At 67.6% G+C, this 15,650-nt stretch carries 16 protein-coding genes and 1 tRNA gene; 10 read left to right on the top strand and 7 right to left on the bottom strand.

Going from position 1 to position 15,650, the window contains the following annotated elements; translation table 11 throughout:
• Positions 1 to 14 precede the first annotated feature (14 nt).
• Together ABQY64_RS12850 and ABQY64_RS12845 are read right to left on the bottom strand one after the other, a co-directional pair.
• Entirely contained in the window at positions 15 to 491 is a 477-nt protein-coding gene (locus ABQY64_RS12850) for an LEA type 2 family protein (RefSeq protein WP_039522095.1), read from the bottom strand.
• A 138-nt stretch (positions 492 to 629) separates the two neighbouring features.
• Positions 630 to 1,166 carry a lipocalin family protein gene (locus ABQY64_RS12845; RefSeq protein WP_349779277.1) on the bottom strand — a complete coding sequence of 179 codons (537 nt, stop codon included), beginning with the start codon at positions 1,164 to 1,166 and terminating at the stop codon, positions 630 to 632.
• Between the two features lie 179 nt (positions 1,167 to 1,345).
• Between ABQY64_RS12845 and ABQY64_RS12840 the strand changes: the two genes are divergently transcribed.
• The 3 genes from ABQY64_RS12840 (at position 1,346) to ABQY64_RS12830 (ending at position 3,221) form a co-directional block, all read left to right on the top strand.
• Positions 1,346 to 1,421 (top strand) — tRNA-Phe (locus tag ABQY64_RS12840).
• A gap of 401 nt (positions 1,422 to 1,822) precedes the next feature.
• Positions 1,823 to 2,080: a hypothetical protein gene (locus tag ABQY64_RS12835; protein WP_024937906.1), complete on the top strand. Its 258-nt coding sequence runs from the start codon at positions 1,823 to 1,825 to the stop codon at positions 2,078 to 2,080.
• 568 nt (positions 2,081 to 2,648) lie between these two features.
• The gene (locus ABQY64_RS12830; protein WP_024937905.1) at positions 2,649 to 3,221 is read left to right on the top strand and encodes a hypothetical protein; all 573 of its coding nucleotides are present in this window, start codon (positions 2,649 to 2,651) and stop codon (positions 3,219 to 3,221) included.
• A 13-nt stretch (positions 3,222 to 3,234) separates the two neighbouring features.
• Here ABQY64_RS12830 and ABQY64_RS12825 read toward each other — a convergent pair whose 3' ends face one another.
• A complete protein-coding gene (locus ABQY64_RS12825; protein WP_016902011.1) occupies positions 3,235 to 3,909 on the bottom strand; it encodes a methyltransferase in 675 nt (224 codons plus the stop codon).
• Positions 3,910 to 4,179: 270 nt separating this feature from the next.
• Here ABQY64_RS12825 and ABQY64_RS12820 point away from each other — a divergent pair, with 270 nt between their 5' ends.
• Complete coding sequence (locus tag ABQY64_RS12820) at positions 4,180 to 4,512, top strand: SMR family transporter (protein ID WP_039523025.1); 333 nt, start codon at positions 4,180 to 4,182, stop codon at positions 4,510 to 4,512.
• Positions 4,513 to 4,646: 134 nt separating this feature from the next.
• Entirely contained in the window at positions 4,647 to 6,272 is a 1,626-nt protein-coding gene (locus tag ABQY64_RS12815) for a hybrid sensor histidine kinase/response regulator (protein WP_054592577.1), read from the top strand.
• A gap of 262 nt (positions 6,273 to 6,534) precedes the next feature.
• On the opposite strand, the gene ABQY64_RS12810 is transcribed toward ABQY64_RS12815, so the two are convergent.
• From ABQY64_RS12810 to ABQY64_RS12795, 4 genes are all read right to left on the bottom strand, one after another.
• A complete protein-coding gene (locus tag ABQY64_RS12810; RefSeq protein ID WP_016902008.1) occupies positions 6,535 to 6,813 on the bottom strand; it encodes an oxidative damage protection protein in 279 nt (92 codons plus the stop codon).
• 22 nt (positions 6,814 to 6,835) lie between these two features.
• The gene (gene mutY / locus ABQY64_RS12805; RefSeq protein WP_349779278.1) at positions 6,836 to 7,909 is read right to left on the bottom strand and encodes an A/G-specific adenine glycosylase; all 1,074 of its coding nucleotides are present in this window, start codon (positions 7,907 to 7,909) and stop codon (positions 6,836 to 6,838) included.
• Positions 7,910 to 8,247: 338 nt separating this feature from the next.
• On the bottom strand, positions 8,248 to 9,885 hold the full coding sequence (gene ftsY, locus ABQY64_RS12800; RefSeq protein WP_349779279.1) for a signal recognition particle-docking protein FtsY: 1,638 nt from the start codon (positions 9,883 to 9,885) through the stop codon (positions 8,248 to 8,250).
• Positions 9,886 to 10,090: 205 nt separating this feature from the next.
• Positions 10,091 to 10,807 (bottom strand): AraC family transcriptional regulator, encoded by a 717-nt coding sequence (locus ABQY64_RS12795; protein WP_024937898.1) that lies wholly within the window; start codon positions 10,805 to 10,807, stop codon positions 10,091 to 10,093.
• 160 nt (positions 10,808 to 10,967) lie between these two features.
• Here ABQY64_RS12795 and ABQY64_RS12790 point away from each other — a divergent pair, with 160 nt between their 5' ends.
• Genes ABQY64_RS12790 through ABQY64_RS12770 form a run of 5 tightly spaced genes read left to right on the top strand, consistent with a single transcriptional unit; the run spans position 10,968 to position 15,549 of the window.
• Positions 10,968 to 11,906 (top strand): proline racemase family protein, encoded by a 939-nt coding sequence (locus ABQY64_RS12790; RefSeq protein ID WP_349779280.1) that lies wholly within the window; start codon positions 10,968 to 10,970, stop codon positions 11,904 to 11,906.
• Positions 11,906 to 13,096 carry an FAD-dependent oxidoreductase gene (locus ABQY64_RS12785; protein ID WP_349779281.1) on the top strand — a complete coding sequence of 397 codons (1,191 nt, stop codon included), beginning with the start codon at positions 11,906 to 11,908 and terminating at the stop codon, positions 13,094 to 13,096. Before ABQY64_RS12790 ends, ABQY64_RS12785 begins: the two co-directional genes overlap by 1 nt.
• Positions 13,093 to 13,338, top strand: coding sequence for a 2Fe-2S iron-sulfur cluster-binding protein (locus ABQY64_RS12780; RefSeq protein WP_016902001.1), 246 nt, complete (start codon positions 13,093 to 13,095; stop codon positions 13,336 to 13,338). Before ABQY64_RS12785 ends, ABQY64_RS12780 begins: the two co-directional genes overlap by 4 nt.
• A complete protein-coding gene (locus ABQY64_RS12775; RefSeq protein WP_349779282.1) occupies positions 13,331 to 14,644 on the top strand; it encodes an FAD/NAD(P)-binding oxidoreductase in 1,314 nt (437 codons plus the stop codon). Before ABQY64_RS12780 ends, ABQY64_RS12775 begins: the two co-directional genes overlap by 8 nt.
• Positions 14,641 to 15,549, top strand: coding sequence for a dihydrodipicolinate synthase family protein (locus tag ABQY64_RS12770; protein ID WP_349779283.1), 909 nt, complete (start codon positions 14,641 to 14,643; stop codon positions 15,547 to 15,549). The genes ABQY64_RS12775 and ABQY64_RS12770 overlap by 4 nt, the downstream gene beginning before the upstream one ends.
• The last annotated feature ends 101 nt before the right edge of the window (positions 15,550 to 15,650 follow it).

Raw genomic sequence — 15,650 nt, 5'->3', positions numbered from 1 at the left:
GGAAGGCGTGCGCGTCAGCGCAGCACGCCGTTGAGGCCGGGGGCCGGGCTGAGCGTGTTGCGCGACTCGACGCTGAAATCGCGCTGCTTCTTGTCCTGCGGGGTCGCCCACACCGTGCCCTTGAGCGAGTAAGGCAGCGAGCGGCCGCCGGCGAGCACATCGGCCACGGTGAGGCGGCCCAGCGAGGTCGGCTGCACGCTGACGGTCACCACGTCGGCGGTTTCCGGGCCGATCGAGATACCGACGCTCTGGTCGAGCTTGCCGGCCAGCTGATCGCCGGCGGAAATCTCCAGCGCCACGCGCTCGAACTGCATCGGGATGCTGCTGTAGTTCTGCAGCCGCAGATCGACCGACCAGGAGCCATCGGCACGCACGGTCAATTGCTGGATGCTGGCGGCCGGCTCGGACACGCGGCGGACCGCACCGCCGCAGGCGCTCAGCAGCAGGCCGCAGGCCAGCGACACGATCAGGAGACGGTAGGCACGACGCATGTACTGAGGTCCTTGGCGGGTGTAAGGCGGCGCCAAGAATACTACGCAGTACGGACGCTGCCTTGCTGCCTTGCGGCGTGTCCGTGCGCAGGCGTTGCGGCACACGACGCAGCACGGCCTGCGTTCAGGCCGCTGGCGTCAACGCAAGGGCGCAGCCACGATCAGCGGCGACAGGTCGTAGCCCATCTGCGTGGCCTGCTCCTTGAGTTGCTCGAACTGCGCGCGCTGCATCTGTGGCGAGCGCGACAGGATCCACAGATATTTGCGATCCGGTTCGCCGACCACCGCCCATTGGTAGTCCGGATCGAGTGCGATCACCCAGTAGTCGGCCCACACCAGCGGCAACCAGCTCAGCCACTCCGGCGCAAAGCGCACCTGCAGCTGCCCGGGCCGGCCCTCGACCGGCCGTGCCACTCCCTCGGCCTGGGTCAGCTCGCCATCGGCGCTGCGGCAGCCGTTGCGCACGCCGATCAAGCCGTCGTCGCGCAAGGTGTAGCTGGCAGTGATGTCGCTACGGCACTTCGTCTGGAACGACACTGGAAGATGCGCGATCTCGTGCCACTGCCCGGCGTAGCGGGAGATGTCCAGTTGCGGCACTGCGCGTACTGGCTGTTGGGCCGCGGCCATCAACGGCAGCAGCATGGCGAACGACAACAGCAGGCGGGGCAGGTGCATGACAATCTCCTCGGGACCTGCGCAGGCTAGGCCATGTCGCACGCCGCGCGCCGTGAACCGGTGCAGGAAAGCACGGTCGCCGCGCCGGCCCGCAACAAAGTTCATCACAATGCTTGCTCAAACTGCGCCTGCTCGCTATGATGCGCCTCCTCGCAACGCAGGCAGCATGTTGCGATAGTGGCCGAGTAGCTCAGTTGGTAGAGCAGGGGATTGAAAATCCCCGTGTCGGCGGTTCGATTCCGTCCTCGGCCACCATTTCCAAGCCTTCGTTCGCAAGGCTTCCCGGCAATCGCCGGATGTGCAAACTCTCTTCCCTGTTTTGTTGACGCCACGTTGCAGCGATTGCTGCGGGTGGCTTGCTTGCGTTTGCCGGCAGACCTGTCGCCTGCGGCTGGGCGAACTGCTGTGTTGCTCCGTGCTGTGGCGCCACCCCCTGGGCGGTGCGTGTGCTGCGCAAACCCCAGCTGATGTGCAGCGCCTAATTCTCCTCCCATCGGGAGAAGGTGCCCGGCGGGCGGATGCGGGTACGGCCCGCCCTTGAATGGGCTTGGCAGATTGCGTCCGGTGACCCAAGGGGTTGGAGCCGGATCGCGCGCTGCCGGATCGCGGTGGTTTTTCCACGTGGTCTTCAACTGCGCGTGGCGATACTTCCGCACATGACGCACAAGACACTTCGACGCACGTTGATCCATGGCTACTGCGGTGAGTTCCGCGTGGAAACGATGGAAAGTCAGGCCCCTGGACAGACGCAGTGGTCGTCGACGGCGTTCGTGTATCACCGCGACCATCCTTCGCCGATCGCCACGATCGAAGGCGCAGGGCAGGGCGAATACCGCGGCGATGCGCGCGAGCAGGCGCTGCGTGTGGGCTCCTGTCTTGCCGAGTTTCTGGATCCGAAGGAATACCGGCCCTGAGGCCTGGCGTCGGCACTGTGGCGTCAGGCTTTGCTGGACCGTTTCTGTGCTGTTAAAACGCGCCACCGCGTCGTGCACTGGTGCATCGCTGGAAACGAAAGAAGCAGCGATTGCCGCGAGCGGACACCGGCGCTGCTGGCGATCAGCGCCCCGCAGGCCTGGCAGCGCGGGCGCGCTTACAACGTGCCGCTGGTGAGGAGCTGCGCTTCTTATTCTGTATGCCATGACACCGGTGGCGCTGGTAATCAGCGCCCTGTCGGCTTGGCAGCGCGGGCGCGCTTAAACCGTGCCGCCGCTGATAATGCCGCTGATGATGAGCTGCTGTGCTTATGTGTGCCATTGCACTGGCAGACACGCTCGCATTCTCGAACCCGCGGCCAAGCGATCTACGGCCCAACTGATGCAACGCGCAGCGTCGACTACGCAGGTGCGATGCTCGCATGGTGCCCCACTAACCGGCCGACCTGGATAGCCGCGTATGCTGGCGTCCCATGCAGATGAAGGAACGGCGATGACGACGCGATGCTGGCACTTGGCCCTGGCCCTGGCCCTGGCACTGACACTGACAATGGCCGCAGTTGCACCGTGCGCCGCAGCAGCGACGCTGCCGGCCGCTGCGTCCAGGCTGCTGCCTGCCGGGCAGACGGTCATCGGCCTTGCCGAGGCGGATCTGACCGCCGATGGGCGGCCGGATTATGTGGTGGCCCTGCGCGCCAAGGCAGAAGATGCGCGCAAGACAAGCAGCGACCCGGCGCCGGCGCGGACTCTGCTGGTGTTGGTGGCGACCGCCGACGGCGGCTTTACGATTGCCGGGCGCAATACGCGGGTGATCTTCAAGGCCGACGAAGGCGGGCAGTGCGATCCATTCCTGGACGGCGAACAAGGCCTGGTGGCGAAGGGCGCCTACTTCACCGTGCAAAATGGCGTGGCCTGCGGCCAGCACTGGACCGACTACATCACCTTCCGCTACGACCGTGCGCGCGGCGAGTTCTTGTTCCACAAGCGCGTGCTGGAAAGCTGGGAGATGAATACCGACAACGCGCCCGATGCCGATGCAATGCGCATGAGCGAGCACAAGGAGATCAAGGCCGATCCGCGCAAGCCGATTGCACTGTCTGCCTATACGCCTGCACCCGAGTGACGCGGCAGGGCGATCAGCCGCCTGCCGGCCACCAGTTGTCCATGTTGCGCCGGTAGACGAACAGGCGCGGTGCCTTGGCCACCTGGGCTGCGGCCTGGCGGTCGCCAGCGACCAACGAAAACCCGATGTCCGCCAACATGCGCGAGAGCGCATTGGCGTTGCCGCGGCCCGGGTCGCTGATGACGATCTCGCACGAGGGCCTGGCCAGCGCGGGAATGAGGCTGGCCAACATGGTGGCGTGGCGGGTTTCGTACAGCACGTCGCTGGCGATGATCATGTCGAACTGGCCCATGTTCAGCGCGCCGGCGTCCCAGTCGAGCCGGCGATACGGCACCGAGTCCAGCGAGTTGAGCGCGGCGTTGTACGCCAGGAACACCTCTGCCAGCGGGTGATGATCGCTGGCGACCACGTCGGCGCCGCGCCGGCGCAACACCAGGCTGGCCAGCCCCAGGCCGCAGCCGAGTTCGAGAATGCGCCGGCCTTCGATCGGGCGCGTGGCCATGGCTTCGGCCAGTAGCTGGCCGGCAGGCCAGACCTGCCCGAACAGGCTCCACTGCGCCGAGGAGATGCCGGCATCGGCCGCACTCTCGTCCGGATCGGCGTATTGCTGTTTATCGGCAAGTGCGCGGATGACGTAGGTCAGTTGCCCGAAGGTCAACTCGTGAATCTGGGTCTGGTAGCCCGGCATGGTGGCATCGCATGATTGCCAGAGCCTGCGCTGGCTGGAAAGACGCGCGCAACGGCGCCAGAACGGCCGAATGAAGCGCAAGAGCTGCTTGCTGCCCGCGCATGCTACGGCAAAACGACTGATGTACCTGCCTGCCAGTGCCGGCCCGCCGTGCCTTCATTAGCCTGCTTTCAGCAAGCGACGGCGCAGGCAATGGCGCACAGCGGCGCGCTTGCATGCAAGCCGGTGCCTGCGGCTATGGTCGCCGCATTCCATGGGCAAGGTGCGGCGATGAAGAACTGGATATTCCTGGCAATCGCGATCTGCGCAGAAGTCACCGCCACGGCGGCGCTCAAATCGAGCGAAGGCTTCACGCGCATGTGGCCATCGCTGCTCACCGTGCTGGGCTACGGCATTTCGTTCTATTTCCTGGCGCTGACGCTGCGCGTGATCCCGGTCGGCATCGCCTACGCCATGTGGTCGGGCGCGGGCATCGTGTTGATTTCGCTGGTGGCCTGGGCCGTGCACGGACAGCGGCTGGATGCGCCGGCGCTGCTGGGCATGGGGCTGATCGTGGCCGGTGCGGTGGTCATCAACGTGTTTTCCAAGGTGGCGCCGCATTAGCGCGTGCTGCCTCCCGCGCGCCGGGTTGCATCGGCGCGCGCGGCCGTACGGGAAAGGCTCATGGATGTGAGGGATCAACTCACCGGCCCCAACTAGACTATCGCCACGGGAATGGCCCCGCGGAGAACATGCACTTGAACGATCCTGGTAACGGAGAGCTGCGGGCGCCTCATATCAGCGAATCTCGCAGCCTGCCTGTGGAGAAGCATCGCTCGGATATCTTTTTTGCCGCGGTGGAAACCACGCGGATGCCGATGACGGTCACCGACCCGCACCTGCCCGACAATCCGATCGTGTTCGCCAACCGGGCGTTCCTGGAAATGACCGGGTATTCGTCCGAGGAGATCATCGGCAACAACTGCCGTTTCCTGCAGGGCCCGGAAACCGATCCGGCCAGCGTGCAGGACGTGCGCGAGTCCATCGAGCAACGCCGCGAATTCGCCACCGAGGTGCTGAATTACCGCAAGGATGGTTCCTCGTTCTGGAACGCGCTGTTCGTCTCGCCGGTGTTCGACGAGCAAGGCAACCTGGTCTACTTCTTCGGTTCGCAGCTGGACGTGAGTCGTCGCCGCGATGCCGAGGACGCCTTGCGCCAGGCGCAGAAGATGGAAGCGCTGGGGCAGTTGACCGGCGGCATCGCGCACGATTTCAACAATCTGCTGCAGGTGATGTCCGGGCATCTGGAAGTGATCCAGATGATGGTCTCCGGCGATGCCGCCAGGAACGCCGAACGCATCGCCTTCAGCGCCGAACATGCCGCAACGGCCGCGGCCAAGGCGGCCACCCTGACCCAGCAATTGCTGGCGTTTTCGCGCAAGCAGAAATTGCGGGGGCGGGTAGTCAATCTCAATGGCCTGGTGTCGGGCATGAACAACATGGCCGAGCGCACGCTGGGGGGCGGCATCAGCCTGCGGCAGTCGCTGGAAGAGGGGCTGTGGAACTGCCAGATCGACACCACCCAGGCCGAAGTGGCGCTGTTGAACGTGCTGATCAATGCGCGCGATGCGATGGCGCAGTCCGAGCGCAAGGAAGTGACCGTGCAGACCCAGAACGTGGAAATCACCAGCCACGATCTGGCCATGCACCACCAGTTGGCGCCGGGTCGCTATGTGAGCATTGCCGTCAGCGACACGGGCTTGGGCATGCCGCCGGAGGTGGCCAGCCGCGTCATGGAGCCGTTCTTTACCACCAAGGACGAGGGGCAGGGCACAGGCCTGGGTCTGTCGATGGTGTACGGCTTCGTCAAGCAGTCCGGCGGCACCGTGCGCATCTACAGCGAAGTGGGCGAAGGCACCACGGTGCGGTTGTATTTCCCCGCATCCAACGAGTTCGAGAACGACCTGCAGGCCGTCAAGAGCCGTGCCATCGACAAGGGCGGCAGCGAAACCATCCTGGTGGTGGAAGACAAGCAGGACGTGGCGGTGGTGGCCAGGATGTTCCTGGAAAACGCCGGTTACCGCATTCTCTCTGCAGCCAGCGGGCGCGAGGCGATCGAGTTACTCGAGCAGCATGCGGAAGTGGATGCGCTGTTCACCGATCTGATCATGCCCGGCGGCATGAATGGCGTGGTGCTGGCCCGCGAGGCGCGGCGCATGCTGCCCAGGATCAAGGTCCTGCTGACCACCGGCTATGCCGATGCCAGCATTCAGCGCACCGACGTGGGCGGCGCGGAGTTCGACGTGGTCAACAAACCGTATACGCAAAAGGAGCTGCTCAAGCGGATCCGCATGCTGCTGGACGGGCCGACCGGCGTCGGTTGAGGCGCACGCATCCGGGCAGTGCGATGCCTGGATGTCACCTGCAGATGGGCGCCGCGATCGTGTAGCGGGGGCTGCGCTGCAGGTCTATCCTGCGCTGCGCTCTTTTTGTCCTGTCTAAAGCCGCGGCCAGCAGTGCCCGGCCCGAAGGAGATGTTGCGCAGGATCTGGAGGGCATGCGTGATGCACGCCGATCCCGGTTACCGGCCGCGCCCGCCCGGCAGTGAGCGCAGTGGTCTGTTGGCCGCGCTGAATCCCGACGTGCTTACTCTTCGCTCATCGGCGCGACATAGCCATCCGGCTTGTCGGCATTGCGTTCGAACAGGAACTTCTGCAACTCGGCTTCGAGAAAGGCGCGGTGCTTGGGGTCGCGCGGCGACAGCCGGTTTTCGTTGATCAGCATGGTCTGATGCGCCAGCCAGGCCTGCCATGCGCTCTTGCCGATCTGCGCGAACACGCGCTGGCCGAGCTCGCCGGGATACGGCACAAAATCCAGGCCTTCGGTGTCGCATTGCTGGTACTGGCAGAACACGGTGCGGGACATGCGGATTCCTTTGAGTGCGCGCCTAGAGGGCGTCGAGCAGTTTGCGGATCGGCGCCGGCAAGCCCAGCGATGCGAGATCGGCGCGGGCGACCCAGCGCAGGTCGTCATTGTCGCGTACCGCCGGGCGCAGTGCGACCTTGCCGAGGCGCAAGGGCTGCAGATGCAGTCGGTAGTGGCTGAAGGTGTGCACGATCAGCGGCAGTTCGTCGGCGCGGTCGTAGTTGCCATCGATGTGTTTGTCGAACCATGCGCGCATGCCGCTGTCGGTCTCGGCCTGCGGCAGCGTCCACAGCGAGGCCCAGATGCCGGTCGGCGGGCGGCGCTGCAGCAGGATCTGCCTGTCTGCGTTTTCCAGCAGCAGCGCGGTGGCTTCGCGCTCGGGCAACGCCTTGCCGGGCTTGGGCGTGGGCAGCGCGTCCACCAGGCCATCGCGGCGCGCCACGCAATCGTCCTGCAGCGGGCACAGCACGCAGGCCGGTTTGGCACGCGTGCATAGCGTGGCGCCGAAATCCATCTGTGCCTGGGTGTAGTCGGCCAGGCGGCCGGCCGGCACCTGTGCCACATGCGTTGTCGCCAGTTGCCACAGCTGCTTTTCGATCGCCGGCAGGCCGGGATAGCCGGCAATGCCATGGAAGCGCGTCAGCACACGTTTGACGTTGCCGTCCATGATCGCGAAGCGGTCGTTCCAGGCCTGGCTGAGGATCGCGCCGGCGGTGCTGCGGCCGATGCCGGGCAACGCCAGCAACGCATCGAAATCGCGTGGCAGCTCGCCATCGTGCCGGGCGACGCATTGCCGGGCAGCGGCATGCAGGTTGCGTGCGCGTGCGTAGTAGCCCAGCCCGGCCCAATGCGCCATCACGGTGTCGTTGTCGGCCGCGGCCAGGTCGGCCAGGGTCGGGAAGCTGGCGACGAACTTGTGGAAATACGGAATGACCACCGCAACCTGGGTCTGCTGCAGCATGATTTCCGACAACCACACCCGGTAGGGCGCGCGCGGATGTTGCCAGGGCAGGTCGTGGCGGCCGTGGCCGTCGAACCAGTGCAGCAGGCGGTCGACGAAGGCGTCAGCGGTGGCAGTGGCGTGATCGGCTGGCATGGGGTCTGCTGGCGAAGGAGGGCGATGACGGCGGGCGGATGACGCCCGGCTGTGCGCGTATGGCGATAGGCCGATCAGTGCAGCGGAAACGCAAGTCCAACCCGGCATTGGTCGCAGAAGAAGCCTTCATCGCCAGGCCAGTGCGGTGCGGCCGGTGCATGGTAATGAACCAGCTCCGCGTTGCGCCGCGCCTGCTTGCGCAACGCCGCCGGCAATGGCTGGGCGAACTCCAGGACACGCCTGGCGCGCGACCAGTCGCCGGACACTCCCCGCACCGTGCAGCCTGCCTGCAGCGCCTGCGCGCACAGCGCTTGCAGATGCGGGCAGGCCTCTGCCACTCAGCTGCCCAAGGCTTCCGGCAGCAGGGCATCGACGAAGGCGACCGGGTCGAACACGCGCAGGTCTTCCGGGCGTTCGCCGATGCCGGCGAAGCGGATCGGGATATTGAACTCGCGCGCCAGTGCGAACACCACGCCGCCCTTGGCGGTGCCATCGAGCTTGGTCACGACCAGGCCGGTGACGCCGACCGCGGCATGGAACTGGCGCAGCTGCGAGATGGCGTTCTGGCCGGTGGTGCCGTCGATGACCATCAGCACCTCGTGCGGTGCGGCGGCATCGATCTTGCCGAGCACGCGGCGGATCTTGCCCAGTTCGTTCATCAGCCCGGTCTGGGTATGCAGGCGGCCGGCGGTGTCGGCGATCAACACCTCGGTGCCGCGCGCCTTGGCGGCCTGCAGCGCGTCGAATGCCACCGAGGCGGCATCGGCATTCTGCCCCTGCGCGATCACGGCCACGCCGTTGCGATCGCCCCAGGCCTGCAGCTGCGCCACCGCCGCGGCGCGGAAGGTGTCGCCGGCGGCCAGCATCAGGCTGTTGCCGTCGTCCTTGAAGCGCTTGGCGAGCTTGCCGATGGTGGTGGTCTTGCCAACGCCGTTGACGCCGACGGTGAGCACCACGAAGGGCTTGGCCGAGCGGTCGATGACCAGCGGTTTGGAAACCGGCTGCAGCAGCGCGATCAGATCGGCGCGTAAGGCCTTGAACATCGCCTGTGCATCGGCGAACTCGCGCGACTTCATGCGCTTGCGCAGCCCTTCGACCAGGGCGGTGGTCGCGCCGATGCCGACGTCGGCGGTGATCAGCGCGGTTTCGATCTCGTCGAGCAAATCGTCGTCGAGCTTGGGGTTGCGCGAGAACAGACCGCCGAAGCTGCGCGCGAAGCTGCTGTTGCGCAGACGGTCGCGCCAGCCCGGCTTGCCGGCCGGGGCGGCCGGTAGCGCATCGCGCTGGCCGTTGATGCTGTCGTTGTCGGAACTGGCCGGCACTGGGGCGCTGATCACGGCCGGGGCGACGACGCTGGGCGCGGCGGTGGGCAACGGGGCGACGGCCGGTGTCACTGCGGGCGCAGCTGTTGCGGCGGCAGGTGTCACGACAGCGGGTGTCACGACGGTAGGCGTGGCAGCAGGCGTTGCGGTCGACGGTACGACTGCGGGCGCGGCGCCTTGCGCAGGCGTCGGTGCCGGCGTGCCTGCCGGCTGCGCGGGTGCGCTGTGCGGCTGCACGATCACCGGCGGCGGTACCACTACCGTGGGAGCGTGCGGCGCGGCAGACGGAATGGGATCGGGCAGCGCCTGCAAGGCCTCAGGCGCCGGCGTGGCCGACGGCGTGGGTGCATTGGGGACTGCGGCAATGCTCTGCGCCTGGCCAGTGCGCGTGGCGATGTCCTGGGCAAGCTGGTCGGCCGGTGCCGCGGCAGGCGGCGTTGCGGCGGGCGTCGGCGTTACCGCATCGCTGCGCGCGGGTGATGCTGGTGTGGCCGATGTGCCAGGTTCGGCAGTCGGCATTGCCTCGACCGGCGATGCCGGGGTGGCGGCAGACGGCGCGGTGGGGAATGCGGCTGCCAGTTCTTCCAGGCTATAGCGCGAGGTACGCGCGCTGTCGGGCGTGGTGGGCTTGTTACGGCGGAAAAAGCTGGCCATTGGCAACGCGGTAGGGGAAACCAGAAATTCTACCATCCGGGCCCAGGGTCGCCTTGACGCGACCTTCAGCGCGGCCCTGTCCGGGCCACCTCCTGCGCACCGCAATAGCGGTGCAACGACCCGCGCAAACCGCATCGCCCCGGCATCGCCAATGCTGCCGAATTCGGCATTTTTGCCAGCGGTGTGTCAGCGTGTGTTTGCGCGCCTACAACTGCCCCTTGAGCGCTCGGTAATCGCGCGGGGTCATGCCGACGGTTGCCTTGAACTGGCGCGCGAATGCGCTCTGGTCGGCAAAGCCGCAGCGTTGCCCGATGCTGGCGATGCTGTCGTCGCCGTACAGCAAGCGCATCGCCGATTCGATCCGCAGCTTGGTCAGCAGTTGCTGCGGGGTCACCTGGAACACGCGGCGGAAGTGCCGTTCCAGCTGCGCCACCGACAGGCCGGCCAGGTCGGCCAGGCTCTGCACGCGCAGGTTGTCGCCGAAGTTGGCCTGCATGTGATCCATCACCTGGCTCAGGCGCTCGTACGCCGAATGCCGGCTGTCGGGCTGGCCCAGATCGCGCGAAATGCCGACCACGCCAATCACTTCATTGGCCTCGCACAGCGGGCGCTTGAAGGTCAGGCACCAGCCGGGCAGGCGGTTGGGATACAGATGCACCTCCAGCTGGTTGTCGATGAGCTCGCCACACAGCACGCGGCGGTCCTGCATCATGTAGCTGCCGCCCAGCGGCAGCGGGAACACTTCCAGTGGCGAGCGGCCGATGATTTCGCTGCGCAATTTGCGTCCGAGCCGGCGCACCAGCGTCAGGTTGCAATGGGTGTAGCGGCCCTCACTGTCCTTGATGAAGAACACCACGTCCGGCAGCGCATCGAACAGCGTCTGCATCTCCAGCGCGGGAAGGTTGAGGTCCATCGGCGTCATGGTGGCGGTCACGATTGACGGCTGCACGAAAGGCGCGGCCCTGTATTGATCCTAGCGCAAACGCGGGGCTGTGAACCGGGTTGTCGATTGTGCGGATTTCCGCATTTGCAACTCGCATTGGACGCTAGTCGTCCGCCAGCCGGCAGTGGGAGCATGAGCCATGCACACCATCGACGTCATCGACTCCCATACGGCCGGCGAACCTACCCGCGTGGTCCTCTCCGGCTTCCCCGATCTGGGCGATGGCGATCTGGCGCAATGCCGCGAGCGGTTTGGCCGCGATTTCGACCAGTGGCGCAGCGCGATCGCCTGCGAACCGCGCGGCTCGGACACCATGGTCGGCGCCTTGCTGCTGCCGGCCCGCGACCCCAGCGCCTGCACCGGGGTGATCTTCTTCAACAACGTCGGCTACCTGGGCATGTGTGGGCACGGCACCATCGGCGTGGTGCGCACGCTGGCCGAGCTGGGGCGCATCGCACCGGGCCAGCACCGCATCGAGACGCCGGTCGGCACGGTCGGCGTGGAACTGGCCGAAGACGGCACAGTGTCGGTCGACAATGTCGACAGCTATCGCGTCGCGACCGACGTCGACGTGGACGTGCCCGGTTACGGGCCGGTGCGTGGCGATGTGGCCTGGGGCGGCAACTGGTTCTTCATCACCGGGCAGGCGCCGTGTGCGCTGGACCTGGCGCATCAGCGCGAGCTGACCGCCTATACCGAGGCGATCCGGCTGGCGCTGGAAGCGGCCGGCATCACCGGCGAGGCCGGTGGCGAGATCGACCATATCGAAATCAATGGCAGCGCACCCGACGGCAGCGGCGTGGCGCGCAACTTCGTGCTGTGCCCGGGGCTGGCCTACGACCGTTCGCCGTGCGGCACCGGCACCAGCGCCAAGCTGGCCTGCCTGGCCGCCGACGGCAAGCTGGCCGAAGGCGAGCGCTGGATACAGCAGGGCATTCTGGGCAGCGCCTTCGAAGGCAGCTATCGCCTCAGCGGGCGCGGCATTGCGCCACGCATCAGCGGGCACGCCTACATCACCGCACGCGCGCAGCTGCTGATCGACCCGGCCGACCCGTTCGCCTGGGGCATCGTGGCCTGATGGACGAAGTGCGGCCCGCATCGGAGGGAGTTGGCAGCGCGCCGGCCGCCGATGCGGCGCCGTCGGCAGCGTCCACGCGACGCAGCTACGACCTGATCGTGGTGGGCGCGGGCATCGTCGGCGCGGCCTGCGCCGAGGCGGCCGCGTGCGAAGGGCTGCGCGTGGCGATCGTCGAGCCGGGGCCGATCGGCGGCGGTTCCACCGCGGCGGCGATGGGGCACCTGGTGGCGATGGACGACGACCCGGCCGAGCTTGCGTTGTCGGCGTATTCGCTGCGGCTGTGGGAGCGCTTCGCACAACTGAGCGAGGCCGAATTCAGCCGCTGCGGCACGCTGTGGGTGGCCCGCGATGCGCGCGAACTGGCGGCGGTGCCGGCCAAGATCGCGCGGCTGGCGGCAGCCGGCCTGCATGCCGACGCCATCGATGCCGGCCAGTTGTATGCACTGGAGCCGCAACTGGTGGCGGGCCTGGCCGGCGGCATGCGCGTGCCCGATGAGGCCGTGGTGTATCCGCCGCGGGTGGCGCGGCATCTGGTGAGCCTGGCCTGCAAGGCGGGCGCGCAGCTGTTTGCCGGCCGCAAGGTGGAGCAGTTGCAGGCGCATGGGGTGCGTCTGGACGATGGACAGCTGCTGGCCGGCCCGGTGCTGGTGGCCAGCGGCGTGGCCTTGCCGCAGTTGTTGCCGGAGCTGGCGCTGCGCCCGCGCAAGGGCCATCTGGTCATCACCGACCGGCATCCTGGCTTGATCCGGCATCAGCTACTGGAACTGGGCTATGCCGATTCGGCGCATGGCGCCGACGCCACCAGCGTGGCCTTCAATGTGCAGCCGCGGCCGACCGGGCAGATATTGATCGGCTCCTCGCGCCAGTTCGGCGAGCACGACCGCGCGCTGTCGCTGCCGGTGTTGCAGCAGATGCTGCAGCGCGCATTCGCCTATCTGCCGGTGCTGCGCGAGTTGCAGGCGATCCGGGTGTGGACCGGGCTGCGCCCGGCGACACCGGACGGGCGCCCGTATCTCGGGGCGGTGCCCGGCCGGCGCGATGTGTGGGTGGCCGCCGGTCACGAAGGGCTGGGCGTCACCACGGCGCTGGGGAGCGCCCGGGTGATCGTGGACAGCCTGCTCGGGCGCACCCCGGCCATCGACCCCGGCCCATATGCTCCGGCGCGCGCCGTGCATGGTGCAGCCGCATGAGCGCGACGGTACGCCTGCACGTGGATGCGCAAGCGGTCGAGGTGCCGGCCGGCGCCAGCGTGGCCGCTGCGGTGGCGCAGGCGACGCTGCAGTTCCGGCAGTCGTGCAGCGGCCAGCCGCGCGCGCCGTTGTGCGGCATGGGCGTGTGTTTCGAATGCCGGGTGCGCATCGACGGCGTCGGCCAGCAACGCGCCTGCCTGGTGGATGCGCGCGACGGCATGCAGGTACGCACCGATGGCTGAGCGCGTGCAGCATTTCGATGTGCTGGTGATCGGCGCCGGTCCGGCCGGCCTGGCGGCGGCGCAGGCAGCGGCCAGTCATGGCGTGCGGGTGGGCGTAGTCGACCTGCAGCCGCGTGCCGGCGGGCAGGTGTGGCGCAACGATGTGCGGCACGGCGCGCCGGCCGATGCGCGCGCGCTGTTGCGGCAGGTGCAGGGCGCGGCGTCGATCACGCTGCTGACGCAAACGCAGATCCTGCTGGCGCAGCCGGGCTGGCTGCTGGCCGATGGCCCGCACGGTTCCCTGCAACTGCATTACGCCGCCCTGGTGCTGGCCACCGGCGCGCGCGAATTGCTGCTGCCGTTTCCGGGCTGGACCTTGCCCGGCGTCACCGGCGCCGGCGCGGCGCAGGCGCTGGCCAAACAGGGCTGGCCGCTGGCCGGCAAGCGTGTGGTGGTCGCCGGCAGCGGCCCGCTGCTGCTGGCCAGTGCGGCCACCTTGCAACGGCATGGCGCGCAGGTGCTCGGCATCCACGAACAGACCTCTCAAGCTGCGTTGCGGCAGTTCGCATTGCAGTTGTGGCGCTGGCCGGGCAAGGCCGCGCAGGCGGTGGCGCTGCGCCTGCAATTGCGTGCGGTGGCGTATCGCGCCGGCAGCTTTGTCGTTGCCGCACACGGCGACACGCAACTGCGCGAAATCGAGATCGAAGGGCGGGCCGGCCGCACGCGTGTTGCCTGCGACCAGCTGGCGGTTGGCTATGGCCTGGTGCCGAACACCGAGCTCGCACAGCTGCTCGGTTGCCGGCTGGACGCGTACGGCGCGCATCAACAGGTGCATGTGGACGCACTGCTGCGCACCAGCGTGCGGCAGGTCTTTGCAGCGGGCGAGGCCTGCGGCATCGGTGGACGCGATTGCGCGCTGATCGAAGGCGCGATGGCCGGGCACATGGCTGCCGACGCGCCGGACGCTGCGCTGCGCCTGCAGCCGCGGCGACGTGCCGCGCGTGCGTTCGCCGAGGTGCTGCAACAGCAGTTCGCTCTTGATCCACGCATCCGCGCGCTGGCACAGCCCGACACGCTGGTGTGCCGCTGCGAAGACGTGCCGCTGGGCGCGCTGGACAACTTCAACGATGCACGCGATGCCAAGCTCGCTTCGCGCTGCGGCATGGGCGCCTGTCAGGGCCGCATCTGCGGCACCGCGCTCGCCGAGCTTGGGCGCTGCCCGCCCGCGCTTTCCACCGACGCCGGCCGCCGGCCGCCGTTGTTCCCGGTCCGCCTCGCGGCGCTGGCCGACCCGTTCACTTCCGACTCGCAAGGGAATCATCCATGAGTATTGCTGCGTTCTGGCATGGCGTGCTGCCGGCCATCACCACCCCGTTCACCGCCTCCGGCGAGATCGATCACGACTTCCTCGCCAAGCACGCCAATCAACTGGCCGACGCCGGCTGCACCGCGATCGTGCCGCTGGGCTCGCTGGGCGAAGCAGCCACCCTGAGCGTGGACGACAAGCTGGCCGTGCTCAAGACGCTGGTTAGCGCATTGAACGGCCGCGTGCCGGTGGTGCCGGGCATCGCCAGCCTGGCGACCGGTGAGGCGGTGGTGCTGGCCAAGGCGGCCAAGGACCTCGGTTGCGGCGGGCTGATGGTGTTGCCGCCCTACGTCTACTCCACCGACTGGCGCGAGATGGGCGCGCATGTGCGCGCGGTGATCGCCGCCACCGACCTGCCGGTGATCCTGTACAACAACCCTGTGGCCTACAAGACCGATTTCGGCCCGGCGCAGATCGCCGAGCTGGCCGCCGAATTCCCCAACCTGCAGGCAGTGAAGGAATCCTCGGGCGACGTGCGCCGCTTCGCCGCGCTGCAGGAGCTGCTGGGCGATCGTCTGGCGCTGCTGGTGGGCATGGACGATGCCATCGTCGAAGGCCTGAGCATGGGTGCCAAGGGCTGGATCGCCGGCCTGGTCAACGCCTACCCGAAGGAATCGGTGCGCCTGTTCGAACTCGCGCGCGACGGTGGCTATCCGGCGGCGAAGGAACTCTACGACTGGTTCCTGCCGCTGTTGCGCCTGGATACCGTGCCCAAGTTCGTGCAGTTGATCAAACTGGTGCAGGAAAAGGTCGGCCTGGGCAGCGAGCGCGTGCGCGCGCCGCGCCTGGTGGTCGACGGTGCCGAGCGCGAGGCCGCGCTCAAGGTCATCGACCACGCCATCGCCACTGCGCCCAAACTGTCCTGACGATGAGTTCGCGCCGCACGCCACCGGATGAGCGCCGCGCACGGATGCACGCGCGGACGCGGTGGCCGGCGTAGCGCGAGGTGGGTCGATGAGGATGTCGC

Source organism: Xanthomonas sp. WHRI 7065, from assembly GCF_040203115.2.
GTDB classification, from domain to species: Bacteria; Pseudomonadota; Gammaproteobacteria; order Xanthomonadales; family Xanthomonadaceae; genus Xanthomonas; species Xanthomonas arboricola.
This window is presented reverse-complemented; position numbering and strand designations above follow the sequence as displayed.

What these genes read in the sequence shown, in the direction of transcription:
- ABQY64_RS12850 (WP_039522095.1), bottom strand. Translation starts at nt 491, where the DNA reads ATGCGTCGTGCCTACCGTCTCCTGATCGTGTCGCTGGCCTGCGGCCTG.
- ABQY64_RS12845 (WP_349779277.1), bottom strand. Translation starts at nt 1,166, where the DNA reads ATGCACCTGCCCCGCCTGCTGTTGTCGTTCGCCATGCTGCTGCCGTTG.
- ABQY64_RS12835 (WP_024937906.1), top strand. Translation starts at nt 1,823, where the DNA reads ATGACGCACAAGACACTTCGACGCACGTTGATCCATGGCTACTGCGGT.
- ABQY64_RS12830 (WP_024937905.1), top strand. Translation starts at nt 2,649, where the DNA reads ATGGCCGCAGTTGCACCGTGCGCCGCAGCAGCGACGCTGCCGGCCGCT.
- ABQY64_RS12825 (WP_016902011.1), bottom strand. Translation starts at nt 3,909, where the DNA reads ATGCCGGGCTACCAGACCCAGATTCACGAGTTGACCTTCGGGCAACTG.
- ABQY64_RS12820 (WP_039523025.1), top strand. Translation starts at nt 4,180, where the DNA reads ATGAAGAACTGGATATTCCTGGCAATCGCGATCTGCGCAGAAGTCACC.
- ABQY64_RS12810 (WP_016902008.1), bottom strand. Translation starts at nt 6,813, where the DNA reads ATGTCCCGCACCGTGTTCTGCCAGTACCAGCAATGCGACACCGAAGGC.
- mutY (WP_349779278.1), bottom strand. Translation starts at nt 7,909, where the DNA reads ATGCCAGCCGATCACGCCACTGCCACCGCTGACGCCTTCGTCGACCGC.
- ftsY (WP_349779279.1), bottom strand. Translation starts at nt 9,885, where the DNA reads ATGGCCAGCTTTTTCCGCCGTAACAAGCCCACCACGCCCGACAGCGCG.
- ABQY64_RS12795 (WP_024937898.1), bottom strand. Translation starts at nt 10,807, where the DNA reads ATGACGCCGATGGACCTCAACCTTCCCGCGCTGGAGATGCAGACGCTG.
- ABQY64_RS12790 (WP_349779280.1), top strand. Translation starts at nt 10,968, where the DNA reads ATGCACACCATCGACGTCATCGACTCCCATACGGCCGGCGAACCTACC.
- ABQY64_RS12785 (WP_349779281.1), top strand. Translation starts at nt 11,906, where the DNA reads ATGGACGAAGTGCGGCCCGCATCGGAGGGAGTTGGCAGCGCGCCGGCC.
- ABQY64_RS12780 (WP_016902001.1), top strand. Translation starts at nt 13,093, where the DNA reads ATGAGCGCGACGGTACGCCTGCACGTGGATGCGCAAGCGGTCGAGGTG.
- ABQY64_RS12775 (WP_349779282.1), top strand. Translation starts at nt 13,331, where the DNA reads ATGGCTGAGCGCGTGCAGCATTTCGATGTGCTGGTGATCGGCGCCGGT.
- ABQY64_RS12770 (WP_349779283.1), top strand. Translation starts at nt 14,641, where the DNA reads ATGAGTATTGCTGCGTTCTGGCATGGCGTGCTGCCGGCCATCACCACC.